A 15,163-nucleotide genomic window follows, 5' to 3' on the forward strand; every position below is an offset into this window, starting at 1 on the left:
GGACAAAAAAAACGCCTGATATCTCATCAGGCGTTTTTTTTATGCGTGGTTACTGGAGCGATAACCGATCCGGAAACCGCCCCAGTGCTTGCCCTCGACGTGGATGGGCACGGACAAATCGTGCATGACCTCGCCCGTGTCGCGTTTATAGGTCTGCAACAGGAACGCCTTGGTATTGCTGCCGCAACGCTTGCCCGTGCGGTCGCTGAAGATGCGCTTGGTGCGGTTATTCACGATATCGGTGGCGTAATCGCCCGTCAGCGGCTGGGAAAACTTCTTGTTGTGCGTTGGAAAATATCCATTGTTGTCGACGGCGCCCGCATACGCCAGGTGGGGCAATGCCGCCAGCACGCCTTCCTGCAAGTCGGGCAGCACCTTGTCCGTGAACGCGTCGAATTTCGTGTTGTGCTTGGGTGGATCGGTATTCGGGATGGGACGGTAATGGCGGTCGAACAGGGCGTCGCGCGTGATGCGCCCCGAGGCGATCGCTTGCTCGAAGAGTTTGCCCACGTCGCGCGCGGCGCGCTGGGCCGCCTCGCGGATCTCGTCGTGCGGCGTGGCCACGCTCGATTCGCCCAGGGCGCCGGCGATCACTTCGGCCCGCTCGGCCAGGGCCATGGCCGATTGCGTGGCGCGCGGCAATTCGGCATTCGTCGACAGCATGCTGTCGCGGATTTGCAGGATGGCGTCGGCGATCACTTGCGTCGTCTCGACGTGTTCGCGCGAGGCGCGGGCGATTTGCCCGATCTCGTCCTCGGACTCGCCCGATGACTGCTCGATATGGCTGAGCGAAGCGTGCACGCTTTGCACATTGCGCGCCGCTTCCGTGACGCCGGCCGCCAGCGAACTCATGCCACGTGCGGCTTTTTCCGACTGTTCATTGATTTCGCGCACCATCACGCTGATTTCATCGGAGGCTTCCTTGGTGCGCTGCGCCAATTGCCGCACTTCCCCGGCCACCACGGCAAAACCGCGCCCGTGTTCGCCGGCGCGCGCCGCTTCGATGGCGGCGTTCAGCGCCAGCAAGTTGGTGCGCGCGGAAATATCGGAAATGGCTTCCGTAAAGCCCGTGATGCGTTTGGATTTTTCCTGCAAGCTCAGCATGTTGCTGGAAGCGCCTTGCGCTTCCTCGCGTGCGTTATTGATGCGCTGCAAGCCCTGGTCCACTTCGGCGCGCGCCGCCACGCTTTCCACGCGCACGCCGGCGGCCACCTTGGCGGCCCGTTCCGCATTGGCGGCGATCTTTTCCGTCATCGCGGCATTTTGTACGGAACTGTCGGCGATGTCGCTGGCCGTGCGGACATCGAGTTCCACCTTCTGTTTGACGGAATCGACAAAATACGAGGTTTCCGCCGCGCCGATCATGATGGCATCGATGGCGTTGCCCACCGTGTCGGCGAACTGGTGCAAGCCCGGCTCGCCGCGCGGACGGCCGGCAAACGCCAGCAGCGCGGCGCCGATGGCGGCGGCCACGCAGGCAATCAGATAGGGATGGTCGCCGCCCGAGAGCAACAACAGATAGGCCAGGCAACAGGCGACGGCCATGGCCAGGATCGTGAATACAAAGAAACGCACCAGCTGATGCTGCAACTGCTTCATTTGTCCCCCGCTGCGCGAACCCGTCACGTCCCGCGAAAGGGACGTGCCGTAACCGTATGCGGGTGGGCACGATTGCCCACTTTGCACCCTGAAGTGACCGTCTGCGCGGCGTTTCAGGCGGCTACCGGATAGCAGAATTGTAGTTCTACCCTACAACATTTGTTCCGATAGCTCAATCAGAAAAGTGGGGCGGCTACACCAGGGTCACTTAATTGGCAATTTGGTCGTGTTTTTGACCTCTTCCATGACGGCATAAGTGTGGGTTTCCCGCACACCTTTCTGCAACAGCGTCTTGCCCAGGAATTCGCGGTAGGCGGCCATGTCCTTGACGCGCGCCTTGACCAGGTAATCGAAACCGCCGGCCACCATGTGACATTCCAGTACCTCTGGAATGATTTGTACGCTATGCTTGAAGGCGTCGAACACTTCCGGTGTCGTGCGATCGAGCACCACTTCGATGAACACCAGCAGCGACACGTCGAGCAGCTGCGGGTTCAACTGGGCCGTATAGCCCATGATGTAACCGGATTCGTGCAACTTGCGCACGCGCTCCAGGCAGGCGGCCGGCGACAGGTTCACGCGCGCGGCCAGCTCCACATTGCTGATGCGTCCATCGCTCTGCAATTCCATCAAGATTTTCTTACTGATCTTGTCCAGCATTACCATCACCCCCAAATTAATATTATTTGGTTAAATTGTCGCATCAAAAACTATCTATTGCTAGTCCCCTGTATTACCAGAATTAATCCATAAGAATCCCCTTTACAATCGAATCATCTTAACGTCCGACTTTCTGTATTTTTTTGCACCAAAAAAGAGCAAGAATTACGTCAGTTTTCGTCCCCTTTTCCTTGTAAAGAGCACTTATGCACCCTGCAGGCCCCTCGGCTTTTACCCCGATTCCTTTTGCTGCGTTCCAGGCAGAAATCCTGCCCGAAGCGACACCACAACGCGCCGCCGTCACCGCCGCCTATAGGCGCGATGAGGTTTCCGCCGTGCAGTGGCTGTTGCAACAAGTCCGCCCCAGCAGCACCGAAACGATAGCCGAAGGGCAAGCCCTGGCGCACCGCCTGGTCTCGAACGTGCGCCAAAAACGCACACGCGCCTCCGGCGTCGATGCACTGATGCACGAGTTCTCGCTATCGTCGGAAGAGGGTGTTGCATTGATGTGTCTGGCTGAAGCGCTGTTGCGTATACCCGACAGTCAAACGGCCGACCGCCTGATCGCCGACAAAATCAGCAAGGGCGACTGGAAGAAGCATCTGGGCGAATCGCCGTCGCTGTTCGTCAACGCGGCCACCTGGGGCTTGCTGATCACGGGCAAACTGGTCAGTACCAGCAGCGAATCGGGCCTCGGTTCGGCCATGACCAAGCTCATCGCCAAAGGCGGCGAACCGCTGATCCGCAAGGGCGTCGACCTGGCCATGCGCATGCTGGGCAACCAGTTCGTGACGGGCCAGACCATCGAGGAAGCGTTGAAGAACAGCCGCGACAACGAAACGCGCGGCTACCGCTACTCGTACGACATGCTGGGCGAGGCGGCCCTGACGCAGCAGGACGCGGCCAACTACTACGCCTCGTACGAAACGGCGATCCATGCCATCGGCAAGGCCTCGAACGGCCGCGGCATCCGCAACGGCCCCGGCATTTCCGTGAAACTGTCGGCCCTGCACGCGCGCTACAGCCGCGCCCAGCGCGCCCGCGTCCTGGAAGAATTGTTGCCGAAAGTCAAAGCGCTGCTGTTGCTGGCCAAACAGTACAACATCGGCTTCAACATCGATGCGGAAGAGACGGACCGCCTGGAACTGTCGCTCGACCTGATGGAAGCACTGGCCTTTGATACAGATTTGGCCGGCTTCGACGGCATCGGCTACGTGGTGCAGGCGTACCAGAAGCGTTGCCCGTTCGCCATCGATTTCCTGATCGACCTGGCGCGCCGCAGCGGCCGCAAGTTCATGGTGCGCCTGGTGAAGGGCGCGTATTGGGATGCGGAAGTCAAGCGCGCGCAAGTCGACGGCCAGGAAGGCTATCCCGTCTACACGCGCAAGGTCTACACGGACGTCTCTTACCTCGTGTGTGCGCAAAAACTGCTGGCGGCCAGCAGCCTGATCTATCCACAGTTTGCCACGCACAACGCGCAAACCCTGTCGACCATCTACACCTGGGCGAAACGCGACGGCATTACCGACTACGAATTCCAGTGCCTGCACGGCATGGGCGAAACCTTGTACGACCAGGTCGTCGGCCCCGACAACCTCGACAAGCCGTGCCGCATCTACGCCCCCGTCGGCTCGCATGAAACCCTGCTGGCCTACCTGGTGCGCCGCCTGCTGGAAAACGGTGCCAACTCGTCCTTCGTCAACCAGATCGTCGACGAAAGCGTGGCCATCGATAGCCTGATCCGCGATCCGCTGGAACAGGCACGCCTGCAGGGCGGCTTGCCGCACCCGTCGATTCCATTGCCGCTGGACATGTTTGGCAGCGAACGCAGGAACTCGGCCGGCCTGGACCTGTCGAATGAAGACACTTTGCGCACCCTGGCCACGGGCCTGGCGCAGCAGCAGACGTGGCAGGCGGCGCCGCTGATCGATGGCGCCGTCAGCCTGAACGGCCCCACGCACATGCTGCACAACCCGGCCCAGCACGACGACGTCGTGGGCAAGGTCATGGAAGCCGGTCAAGCCGACGTGGAAACGGCCCTGGCCAGCGCCAGCGCCTTCGCCATGGATTGGCAAACGACGGAACCGTCGCTCCGCGCGCAAGCGTTACTGCGCGCGGCCGACCTGTTTGAGGAACACCATATCGAGCTGATGGCACTGGCCGTGCGCGAAGCGGGCAAGTCCCTGCCGAACGCGATCGCGGAAATCCGCGAAGCCGTCGACTTCCTGCGCTACTACGCGGCGCAGGTGGAACACGCGCCGAATACCCTGGCGCTGGGGCCCGTCACCTGCATCAGCCCATGGAATTTCCCGTTGGCCATCTTTACGGGCCAGCTGGCCGCCGCCCTGGCGGCGGGCAACGTGGTGCTGGCCAAGCCGGCCGAGCAAACGCCGCTGATCGCCCACCGCGCCGTGCAATTGCTGCATGCGGCGGGCGTGCCGCGCGGCGCGCTGCAATTCTTGCCCGGCAGCGGCGAGATTGTCGGTGCCGGCCTGTGCAATGACACGCGCGTCAAAGGCGTGATTTTCACGGGCTCGACGGAAGTGGCGCAATTGATCAACCGCAACCTGACCGCGCGTGCCGTGGCCGAAGGCATCGACATTCCCCTGATCGCCGAAACGGGTGGCCAGAATGCCCTGATCGTCGATTCGTCCGCCTTGCCGGAGCAAGTGGTGCAGGATGTGATGTCGTCCGCTTTCGACAGCGCCGGCCAGCGCTGCTCGGCCTTGCGCGTGCTGTTCCTGCAAGCGGAAATCGCCGACAAGACCATCCACATGCTCAAGGGCGCCATGCAGGAATTGCGCGTTGGCAATCCTGACCGCCTGGCCACGGATATCGGTCCCGTCATCGATGCGGAAGCGCAAGGTAACTTGCTGGCGCACATCAACAAGATGAAAACCATGGCCATCGACCATTATTCGCTCGATTTGCCGACCGTCAAAGGCACGTTTGTCGCCCCGACCGTGCTGGAAATCAAGTCGCTGGCGCAATTGACGCAGGAAGTCTTCGGCCCCGTGCTGCACGTGATCCGCTACAAGCGGTCCGAACTGCCGCAACTGGTGCAATCGATTAATGACAGCGGTTACGGCTTGACCCTGGGCATCCATACGCGCATCGATGAAACCATCGATTTCATCACCAAGCGCGCGCACGTGGGCAATATTTATGTGAACCGCAACATCGTCGGCGCCGTCGTCGGCGTGCAACCGTTCGGCGGCGAAGGCAAGTCCGGCACCGGCCCCAAGGCGGGCGGCCCCCTGTACCTGAAACGCTTGCAGCGCAATGCGCCGGCCGGCGCGCAGCACCAGCGCCAGGCACCGCCGGCCCTGGATGCGCTCACCGTGTGGGCGAAGATGCATGGCCACGACCAGGTGCAGCAACTGGCGCAGGACTATGCACGCACCACCTTGCTGGGCAGCACCACCGTCTTGCCAGGCCCGACGGGCGAGCGCAATACCCTGAGCTTTGCCGCGCGCGGCACGATTCTGTGCGCGGCAGCAACGTCCGGCACGCTGATGAACCAGCTGGCAGCCGTGCTGGCCACCGGTAACCAGGCCCTCGTGCTGGCGCAAGCGCCGGATCTGATCCCCGGCGACTTGCCGGCCGCGCTGAAGGACCGCATCCAGGTCGTCAGCAGCCTGGAGTCCGTCAAGCATGATTTCCAGATCGCCATGATCGAGCCTTGCCTCGATGGCCAGCTCAAACCGCTGCTGGCGGCACGGGAAGGGGCCCTGGTGGGCACCATCGCCACCACGCCAGAGGGTGTCATCCCCCTGTGGCGCCTGGTCGCTGAGCGGGCGCTGTGCGTGAATACGACGGCGGCCGGCGGTAACGCCAGTCTGATGATGCTCAGCGTCTAAAGGAACCCGAGAAAAAGTCCAGGGCATTGTTGCCTTGCCTGGCCGTACATTCGTACTGCCTGCGGCAAGGCGCCTAGCCCTGAACATTTTTCAGATTCTTTTGTTTTGAAATAAGAAGGGCGGAACCAGTGGTTCTGCCCTTTTTTATGCACGCTAGCTGAAAAATCAGTTAGCCAGGCGCTGGCACAGCTGCTGGATCACCGTCAACGCGTACGGCGAAGCGACGGTTTGCACGAAACGCATGAAGTCGACGGCCGCCTCTTCGTTGGCGTTGTCGGAAATGGTGCGCATGACGGTAAACGGTACGCCCAGTTCAAAACACACTTGCGCCACGGCGGCGCCTTCCATTTCGACGGCCAGCAGGTCGGGGATATCAACTTTGAGCTGGTTCACATGCGCGGCGCTGCTGATGAACTGGTCGCCGCTGGCGATCAGGCCGCGGTGCACGTGCGCGTGTTGCAGACGGAATTGCGCAATATCCGCCGCCTTGAGCACGCTGGACACATCGTCACGCAGGAAATCTTCCGCGGCGGCAGCCAGTTGCGTGCTCAGTTGCAGGTCCGTGGCAAAGCACTGCAGTCCCGTCAGCGGCACTTCGAAGCGGGGAAACAGGGGACGGGCATCCATATCGTGCTGCAACAGCGCTTCGGCCACGACGATATCGCCGACTTTCACGTGTTTATCCCCACTGCCGGCCACACCGGTGAAGACGATGTGGGTAACTCCGTACTTTTCCACAAGGATAGAAGCTGTCATGGCGGCGGCAACCTTGCCCAGACGCGACAGGACGCACACAGCGTCGATATTCCACAGGGTTCCCAGGGTGTAGTCGCGCATGCCGTGCGAACGCCTCTGGGGGCCTTGCATGGCTTCTACCAGCCCCTGCTGTTCTTCGTGCAAGGCACTGATGATGCCTAAACGCATTTTTTTGTGTGAATTCATGCTGTTTTTACAGGTTTTTTGGATTGCCAAACGGTTTACAGGGTGAAAACAGCTATTTCGGTGACTTTTCCACCGTTCGCGTTTGTCTCTGTGTTTTAAATAAAGATGTATACATAAAAATAGTAGTGATAGTAAACGGCCATTTTTTTGTGGATAAGTCGGTATACCGTATAAAAATCATCGACTTGGCGCACAAAAAAGTAGGCGCACAAGCATTGTATCTACGGAGGACTTGTTTGGGATAAAAATCGGGCTGTGGACAAAGATCGACTTTTCCCACATCTCATCCTGTGGATATGCAGGCACTTATCCACAACGGCCAGCAAAAATCACGGATTTTCTTGCTCTAGTGGCATGTTTGACGTGTTTCGTCTGCCTTGATCCTTGCCTGGCAATCCTGGTTGAGCAAGTACGAACGTTGTTCTTTCACGGACCTTGGCATCCAGGTGATTCCTGGAAGACGGTTTGGCAGTGGATCGCGATGTCGCCGTTGGCTTTTTTTTTGGCGGCTTTTGCATGCTTTTTGGAAATATCCCCGGACTTCTGCTTTTTTTGTCGGTTTACAATAGATCTATATATAAAAATAGTAGTAATAGTAAACGCGTTTTTTTCTGTGGATAAGTCGCTTTTTTTCAACAGGATCAATCGTTTACGCGCAAAATAAAGCGTGCATAATCGCTGTATCACGCGAGGAGCAAAATTGTATAAAATGCGGGTCTGCGCAAAAGTTCGTGTTTACGCACAAGTCATCCTGTGGATATCAAGTGACTTATCCACAATCGTCTCAAATTTCCCCTCTTTTTCACATCGAACCGCTTGCTGGCACTGTGCCTGCTCAAGCCTGTTGACGTTTCCATTTTGCAAAACGGTTTGGCAGTGCTGTGCGCGTGATGCCGGCCGTGCCGGTTTTCGTCGCGCAGTTGTTGGCGCCATTTTTTTTTGTCAGTCAAAGCAGCTCGCCGGTTTTTTTTTGCAGACAGGCTGGCGTAGCTTCTTGACGGCGAAGGGCAGGCAAAGCGCGCGTTGTCGGGTTTACCTTAACAAGTTCGTATACAAGAATAGTAATAGTAGTTAACGGCGGCATCTTCTGTGGATAAGTCCGGATTTATCCTTGTAAACAATCGCTTGGCGTACGGATAAACGCTGAGTAAGGGTTGTATCTGCCGGGGATGGTTTTGGGATAAAAAAAAGGCGTCCAAAAAAATTTTCGTTTACTCACATATCGTACCTGTGGATATCCATACGGTTATCCACAGCTTGGCGACCCTGTTTTTGAGCTTTCCGTGACGCTTGCCCGTATCGTCAGCCACGATTAATGTCGCCCTGGCCCGGCACTGGTGGTAATCTCAAGGCGGCTCAGCAGCCATGCATGCATGAAGAAAGACAGACTCTGGTACAGGGACGCGGTGGGGAGACACGCCGCGCGACAGCTTGATGGCATACCGAAAGGAGCTTCATTGGAATCGGCAGGCGAATACGACTACATCATCGTGGGCGGCGGCACGGCAGGTTGCGTGCTGGCCAACCGGCTCACGCGCGACAAGGACGCCAACGTTTTGCTCGTGGAAGCGGGCGGCAAGGACGATTACGTGTGGATCCACATCCCCGTCGGCTATCTGCATTGCATCGGCAATCCCCGCACGGATTGGCTGTATTCCACGCAGGCGGACGCGGGCCTGGGCGGGCGCAGCCTGATCTATCCACGCGGAAAAGTGCTGGGCGGCAGCTCTTCCATCAACGGCATGATCTACATGCGCGGCCAGGCGGGCGATTACGACCACTGGGCCGACCTGACGGACGACGCTTCCTGGCGCTGGGACAAAGTCTTGCCGCTTTTCAAACAAAGCGAGGATTATTACGGCGGCGCCTCGGAAAACCACGGCGTGGGCGGCGAATGGCGCGTGGAAAAACAGCGCCTGTCCTGGGATATCCTGAACGCATTCCGCGATGCGGCGCAGCAGGTCGGCATCCCGAAAACCAGCGATTTTAATGGCGGCGACAATAGCGGCAGCGCATATTTCGACGTCAACCAGCGCCGCGGCATCCGCTGGAATACCTCAAAAGCGTTCTTGAAACCGGCATCGCGCCGCCCGAACCTGACCATCATGACGGGTTGCCACGTGGAACATCTGTTGCTGGAAACGACGGACGCGGGACCGCGCTGCGCGGGCATCGTGTTTACGGGCGGCGGCACGCAGTGGCAGGCGACGGCCCGGCGGGAAACCCTGCTGACGGCGGGCGCCATCGGTTCGCCGCAATTGCTGCAATTGTCCGGCATCGGCCCGGCCGCCTTGCTGCAGCAGCATGGGATTGTGCCAGTGCTCGATGCGGCCGGCGTGGGCGGCAATTTGCAGGATCATTTGCAGCTGCGCATGGTTTACAAGGTGCAGGGCGTGAAAACCTTGAATGTGATGGCCAGCAATATTGTGGGAAAAATGCAGATCGGCTTGCAATATGCGCTGTTCCAGAGCGGGCCCATGTCGATGGCGCCGTCGCAGCTGGGAGCGTTTGCCAAGTCCGACCCGCAGCAAGCCACGCCGAACCTGCAATACCATGTGCAACCGCTGTCGCTGGATAAATTCGGCGAACCGTTGCACTCTTTTCCCGCGTTTACGGCCAGCGTGTGCAATCTGCGCCCCACCTCGCGCGGCCACGTGCATATCGCGTCGGGCGACAGTTATGCGGCGCCGAAGATCGTGCCCAATTACCTGAGTACCGAGCAAGACCGCGCCGTGGCGGCCGACGCCTTGCGCCTGACGCGGGCCATCGCCGCCGCGCCGGCGTTAAGTAAGTTTGCGCCGCAGGAATACAAGCCCGGCGTGCAATTCCAGAGCCAGGAAGAACTGGCGCAGGCGGCCAGCCAGATCGGCACCACCATTTTTCACCCCGTCGGTACCTGCCGCATGGGCCTGGCCAGCGATCCTTTGAGCGTGGTCGACAGCCAGCTGCGCGTGCTCGGCGTGGCTGGTTTGCGCGTCGTCGATGCCTCGATCATGCCGTACATTACTTCTGGTAATACGAACTCGCCCACCGTGATGATCGCGGAAAAAGCGGCGCAAATGATACACGCGGCCTGGAAATAGCTGGGCAAGCGTGCGAGTTTGCGCCATTCGGGCCGGCGAAAAATCCCCGTAGTTATACTGTATTGTGCGTTAAATTTAAGTTGTGTATTATAAAAATGACTAAGTAGTACAAAAAGTACAACTAGGAGACACGATGTCAAACGTAATCTTGGAAACAAGAAATTTGACCAAGGAATTCAAGGGATTCACCGCTGTGAGCGAGGTGAACCTGAAGGTAGAGCGGGGCCATATCCACGCCTTGATCGGACCGAACGGCGCCGGCAAGACCACGTGTTTCAACTTGCTCACCAAATTCCTGGTCCCCACTTCCGGACAGATCCTGTTCAATGGGAAAGATATCACGGCCGCCAAACCGGCCCAGATCGCGCGCATGGGCGTGATCCGTTCCTTCCAGATTTCCGCCGTCTTCCCGCATTTATCCGTGTTGCAAAATGTGCGCATCGGCTTGCAGCGCCAGCTCGGTACCTCGTTTCACTTCTGGCAAAGCGAACGGGCATTGAACCAGCTCAACGACCGCGCCATGGCCTTGCTGGCCGAAGTCGACCTGACGGAGTTTGCCGACACCATCACGGTCGACATGCCTTACGGCCGCAAGCGGGCGCTGGAAATTGCCACCACCCTGGCGATGGAGCCGGAAATGATGCTGCTCGACGAACCGACGCAAGGCATGGGCCATGAAGACGTGCACCGCGTGACGGAATTGATTAAAAAAGTGTCGGCTGGCCGCACGATTTTGATGGTGGAACACAATATGAGCGTGGTTTCCGGCATCTGCGACAAGATTTCCGTCCTGCAGCGTGGCGCCATGCTGGCCGAAGGCAGTTACGCGGAAGTGTCGCGCAATCCGCAAGTGATGGAAGCGTACATGGGCACCACCCACGCGGAACTGGAAGGGGCGCATTGATGGCGACACGAGCGAATGGCAGCGCACCCGCGCTGGAAATTGCACAACTGCACACCTGGTATGGCGAATCGCACATCCTGCACGACGTAAACCTGAAAGTGGAGCAGGGCGAGGTGGTGACTTTGCTGGGCCGCAACGGCGCCGGCCGCACCACCACCTTGCGCGCCATCATGGGGCTGACGGGCGCACGCACGGGCTCCATCAAGGTTAACGGCGTCGAAGCGATAGGTTTGGCCACGCACAAAATCGCCCACCTGGGCATCGGGTATTGTCCTGAAGAGCGCGGTATTTTTTCCTCGCTGTCGACGGAAGAAAACCTGTTGCTGCCGCCGACCCTGGCCAGCGGCGAGAAGGGCATGTCGGTGGAGGAAATCTACGCCATGTTCCCGAACTTGCAGGAACGCCGCCACAGCCAGGGCACGCGTCTGTCGGGCGGGGAACAGCAGATGCTGGCCGTGGCGCGCATCCTGCGCACGGGTGCGCGTTTGCTGCTGCTCGATGAAATATCCGAAGGCCTGGCGCCCGTCATCGTGCAAGGCTTGGCGCGCATGATCACCACCCTGAAAGCGAAGGGTTACACCATCGTCATGGTGGAACAGAATTTCCGGTTTGCCGCGCCGCTGGCGGACCGGTTTTATGTGATGGAGCACGGTCAGATCGTCGAGACTTTTGCTGCATCCGAACTGGAGGCCAAGATGCCGGTATTGACCGAGCTGCTTGGCGTGTAGTCCCCATGTAGTCTGTTGTACTCGTCATCGTCCAGCAATCGACTGAATAGCAAACAATAATCCCAACGGAGACACTATGAAACGTAACGCTATCGCCATTGCCACCGCCACTCTTTGCGCCCTGGGCTTGTCCAGCACCGCGCACGCCCAGGTATCGGGCGACACCATCAAGATCGGTTTTATTTCCGACATGTCGGGCGTGTATTCCGACGTCGACGGCCTCGGTGGCGCGGAAGCCATCAAGATGGCGATCGCCGATGCCGGCGTGGTACTGGCCGGCAAAAAGGTGGAATTCATTTCCGCCGACCATCAGAACAAGGCCGACATCGCCGCCTCGAAGGCGCGCGAATGGTTCGACCAGCAGGGCGTCGACATGTTGATCGGCGGCACCAATTCCGGCGCCAGCCTGGCCATGGCCAAGGTAGCGGCGGAAAAGAAGAAAATTTTCATTGCCATCGGCGCCGGCTCGTCGCGCCTGACGAATGAGGAATGCACGCCGTACACCGTGCATTACGCGTATGACACGGTGGCGCTGGCGCGCGGCACGGGCGGCACCATCGTCAAGCAGGGCGGCAAGAACTGGTATTTCATGACGGCCGATTACGCGTTTGGCCATTCGCTGGAAAAAGACACAGCCGAGGTCGTCAAGGCGGCCGGCGGCAAGGTGCTGGGCAGCGTCAAGCATCCGCTGGGCGCTTCCGATTTCTCGTCCTTCCTGCTGCAGGCGCAAGCGGCAAAACCGCAAATCCTCGGTCTGGCCAATGCCGGTGGCGACGCCATCAACAGCATCAAGGCGGCCAACGAGTTTGGCCTGACGAAATCGATGAAGCTGGCCGGCTTGCTGATCTTCATCAATGACATCCATTCGCTGGGCTTGAACCTGACGCAGGGCATGTACCTGACGGACGGCTGGTATTGGGACTTGAATGCGGACACGCGCGCCTGGTCGAAACGCTATTTCGCCAAGATGAAGAAGGAACCGTCGATGCTGCAGGCGGCCGACTATTCGGCCGCGGCGAACTACCTGAAAGCCGTCAAGGCGCTGGGCACGGACGACACGGAAAAGGTCATGGCCTATCTGAAAAAGACCAAGATCAACGACATGTTTACCCAGAATGGCGAAGTGCGTCCCGATGGCCGCATGGTGCACGATATGTATTTGATGGAAGTCAAGAAACCGTCCGAGTCGAAGTACCCATGGGATTACTACAAGGTGGTCGCCACCGTGCCCGGCGCGCAAGCGTATGTGACCAAGGCCGAGTCGAAGTGTTCGCTGTGGAAGTAATGCTGTAGCAATCTCCACAGAGTGCCCGCCGCTGCGCGGGTGTTCTGTCCTGCACGCTTCGCCCGCAGGGTTCGCCTTGCGCCGCCGCTCCCGTTTGCGGTGGCGCGTTTCCCTTGATACCACACCGCTACCCGGCGGTGCTTTTTATACTGTGATGCCATGGAAATTTTCGGCGTTCCAATACAAGCGATGATGAGCCAGCTGCTGCTGGGTCTCGTCAACGGCTCGTTCTATGCCATGTTGTCCCTCGGTCTGGCCGTCATCTTCGGCTTGCTTAATGTGATTAATTTCTCGCACGGCGCCATGTACATGATGGGCGCCTTCCTGGCCTGGATGGGTCTCAGTTATTTCGACATCAATTACTGGGCCATGCTGGTCATCGCCCCGATCCTCGTCGGCCTGGTCGGCATCCTGATCGAAAAGACCATGCTGCGCTGGCTGTATAAACTCGACCACCTGTATGGCTTGCTGCTGACCTTCGGCATCACCCTGATCATGGAAGGCGTGTTCCGCTCCTTCTACGGCGTCTCGGGCCAGCCGTATGCGGTGCCCGAAGCACTGGCCGGCGCGACGGACCTCGGTTTCATGATCCTGCCGAACTACCGCGCGTGGGTGGTCATCGCCTCGCTCTCCGTCTGCCTGGCGACCTGGTTCGTCATCGAAAAAACCAAGCTGGGCGCCTACCTGCGTGCCGGGACGGAAAACCCGAAACTGGTGGAAGCGTTCGGCATCAACGTGCCGCTGATGGTGACGTTGACGTTCGGCTTCGGCGTGGCCCTGGCCGGTTTCGCCGGCGTGCTGGCGGCGCCCATCATCCAGGTCTCGCCGCTGATGGGCTCGAACCTGATCATCGTCGTGTTTGCCGTGGTGGTGATTGGCGGCATGGGTTCCATCATGGGTTCCATCCTGACGGGCCTGGGCCTGGGCGTGATCGAGGGCCTGACCCGCGTGTTCTACCCGGAAGGCTCGGCCACCGTGGTGTTCGTGGTGATGGTCATCGTGCTGCTGCTGCGTCCCGCCGGCCTGTTCGGCAAAGAAAAGTAATCCTCATCAGTCATGTATTGGAGCTACCACGATGAATAAGAATGTAGGCTACGCCATTGCCTTACTGCTGGCGTTGGCGGCCCCGTTTTACGGCTATCCCGTCTTCCTGATGAAGTTGCTGTGCTTTGCCCTGTTTGCCTGCGCTTTCAACTTGCTGATCGGCTACACGGGCTTGCTGTCGTTCGGCCATGCGGCCTTCTTCGGCGGCGCCGGCTATGTCACCGGCTACGCGCTGCGCACCTGGGGTTGGCCAACGGAACTGGGATTGCTGGCCGGCGTCGCTACGGGCGCCTTGCTGGGCTTGGTGATCGGCGGCCTGGCGATCCGCCGCCAGGGCATCTACTTTACGATGATCACCCTGGCGCTGGCGCAGATGGTGTACTTCCTGGCCTTGCGCCTGCCGTTCACTGGCGGCGAGGATGGCTTGCAGGGTGTTCCACGTGGAACCTTGCTGGGCACGATAGACCTGGGCAATGACACCGTCTTGTATTACGTCGTGCTGGCCATTTTTGTCGCCGGCTTCGCCCTGATCGTGCGCACCATCCATTCGCCGTTCGGACAGGTGCTCAAGGCGATCAAGGAAAACGAACCGCGCGCCATCTCGCTGGGTTACGACGTCAACAAGTACAAGCTGATGGCCATCGTGCTGTCCGCTTCGCTGGCTGCGCTGGCCGGCGCCACCAAGACGCTGGTGCTGGGCTTTGAAACCCTCACCGACGTGTACTGGGGCATGTCGGGCCTGGTTGTGCTGATGACACTGGTGGGCGGCATGGGCACCTTGTCCGGCCCCATCCTCGGCGCCGTGTTGATCATCGCGCTGGAAAATAAGCTGGGCGATGTCGGCACCTACCTGGCCACGCACACGGGCATCGAGTGGTTCGGCACCCTGGGCGAATCGGTGGGCATGGTGACCGGCGTGATCTTCGTCATCTGCGTGCTGATGTTCCGGCGCGGCATCGTCGGCGAAGCCATCGCGCGCTTCGGCGGCAGGCCAGCCAAAGCCGCTGTCTGATTTTCAAGCAACGCCGGATGGATCGTCCGGCGTTTTTCATTGTGCG

The 15,163-nt window shown here is 59.4% G+C and carries 10 protein-coding genes; 7 read left to right on the forward strand and 3 right to left on the reverse strand.

Annotation, left to right across the window (positions count from 1 at the left end):
• Positions 1-39: 39 nt before the first annotated feature.
• On the reverse strand, positions 40-1,599 hold the full coding sequence (locus tag O3301_RS11815; RefSeq protein ID WP_289899691.1) for a methyl-accepting chemotaxis protein: 1,560 nt from the start codon (positions 1,597-1,599) through the stop codon (positions 40-42).
• A 204-nt stretch (positions 1,600-1,803) separates the two neighbouring features.
• Positions 1,804-2,259, reverse strand: a complete 456-nt coding sequence (locus O3301_RS11820; protein WP_010393827.1) for an Lrp/AsnC ligand binding domain-containing protein — start codon at positions 2,257-2,259, stop codon at positions 1,804-1,806.
• Between the two features lie 206 nt (positions 2,260-2,465).
• Here O3301_RS11820 and putA point away from each other — a divergent pair, with 206 nt between their 5' ends.
• A complete protein-coding gene (gene putA / locus O3301_RS11825; RefSeq protein WP_305056464.1) occupies positions 2,466-6,119 on the forward strand; it encodes a trifunctional transcriptional regulator/proline dehydrogenase/L-glutamate gamma-semialdehyde dehydrogenase in 3,654 nt (1,217 codons plus the stop codon).
• Positions 6,120-6,284: 165 nt separating this feature from the next.
• Here putA and O3301_RS11830 read toward each other — a convergent pair whose 3' ends face one another.
• A complete protein-coding gene (locus tag O3301_RS11830; RefSeq protein ID WP_305056465.1) occupies positions 6,285-7,043 on the reverse strand; it encodes a 5'-methylthioadenosine/adenosylhomocysteine nucleosidase in 759 nt (252 codons plus the stop codon).
• A 1,475-nt stretch (positions 7,044-8,518) separates the two neighbouring features.
• Between O3301_RS11830 and O3301_RS11835 the strand changes: the two genes are divergently transcribed.
• The 6 genes from O3301_RS11835 to O3301_RS11860 all read left to right on the forward strand — a co-directional run bounded on the left by O3301_RS11835 (position 8,519) and on the right by O3301_RS11860 (position 15,117).
• Complete coding sequence (locus O3301_RS11835) at positions 8,519-10,144, forward strand: GMC family oxidoreductase (protein WP_305056466.1); 1,626 nt, start codon at positions 8,519-8,521, stop codon at positions 10,142-10,144.
• 133 nt (positions 10,145-10,277) lie between these two features.
• Positions 10,278-11,048: an ABC transporter ATP-binding protein gene (locus tag O3301_RS11840; RefSeq protein ID WP_035823437.1), complete on the forward strand. Its 771-nt coding sequence runs from the start codon at positions 10,278-10,280 to the stop codon at positions 11,046-11,048.
• The gene (locus tag O3301_RS11845; protein WP_077398364.1) at positions 11,048-11,776 is read left to right on the forward strand and encodes an ABC transporter ATP-binding protein; all 729 of its coding nucleotides are present in this window, start codon (positions 11,048-11,050) and stop codon (positions 11,774-11,776) included. The genes O3301_RS11840 and O3301_RS11845 overlap by 1 nt, the downstream gene beginning before the upstream one ends.
• Positions 11,777-11,852: 76 nt before the next feature.
• The gene (locus tag O3301_RS11850) at positions 11,853-13,061 is read left to right on the forward strand and encodes an ABC transporter substrate-binding protein (RefSeq protein WP_305056467.1); all 1,209 of its coding nucleotides are present in this window, start codon (positions 11,853-11,855) and stop codon (positions 13,059-13,061) included.
• Between the two features lie 159 nt (positions 13,062-13,220).
• Positions 13,221-14,105: a branched-chain amino acid ABC transporter permease gene (locus tag O3301_RS11855; RefSeq protein ID WP_034752662.1), complete on the forward strand. Its 885-nt coding sequence runs from the start codon at positions 13,221-13,223 to the stop codon at positions 14,103-14,105.
• A gap of 31 nt (positions 14,106-14,136) precedes the next feature.
• On the forward strand, positions 14,137-15,117 hold the full coding sequence (locus O3301_RS11860) for a branched-chain amino acid ABC transporter permease (protein WP_035823444.1): 981 nt from the start codon (positions 14,137-14,139) through the stop codon (positions 15,115-15,117).
• The last annotated feature ends 46 nt before the right edge of the window (positions 15,118-15,163 follow it).

It is taken from the genome of Janthinobacterium sp. SUN211, assembly GCF_030587315.1.
Classification (GTDB): domain Bacteria; phylum Pseudomonadota; class Gammaproteobacteria; order Burkholderiales; family Burkholderiaceae_D; genus Janthinobacterium; species Janthinobacterium kumbetense.

Bases quoted from the DNA above. Each gene is read 5' to 3' on its own strand.
- O3301_RS11840 (WP_035823437.1), top strand. From the start codon at position 10,278: ATGTCAAACGTAATCTTGGAAACAAGAAATTTGACCAAGGAATTCAAG.
- O3301_RS11830 (WP_305056465.1), bottom strand. From the start codon at position 7,043: ATGCGTTTAGGCATCATCAGTGCCTTGCACGAAGAACAGCAGGGGCTG.
- O3301_RS11815 (WP_289899691.1), bottom strand. From the start codon at position 1,599: ATGAAGCAGTTGCAGCATCAGCTGGTGCGTTTCTTTGTATTCACGATC.
- O3301_RS11845 (WP_077398364.1), top strand. From the start codon at position 11,048: ATGGCGACACGAGCGAATGGCAGCGCACCCGCGCTGGAAATTGCACAA.
- putA (WP_305056464.1), top strand. From the start codon at position 2,466: ATGCACCCTGCAGGCCCCTCGGCTTTTACCCCGATTCCTTTTGCTGCG.
- O3301_RS11855 (WP_034752662.1), top strand. From the start codon at position 13,221: ATGGAAATTTTCGGCGTTCCAATACAAGCGATGATGAGCCAGCTGCTG.
- O3301_RS11850 (WP_305056467.1), top strand. From the start codon at position 11,853: ATGAAACGTAACGCTATCGCCATTGCCACCGCCACTCTTTGCGCCCTG.
- O3301_RS11820 (WP_010393827.1), bottom strand. From the start codon at position 2,259: ATGCTGGACAAGATCAGTAAGAAAATCTTGATGGAATTGCAGAGCGAT.
- O3301_RS11860 (WP_035823444.1), top strand. From the start codon at position 14,137: ATGAATAAGAATGTAGGCTACGCCATTGCCTTACTGCTGGCGTTGGCG.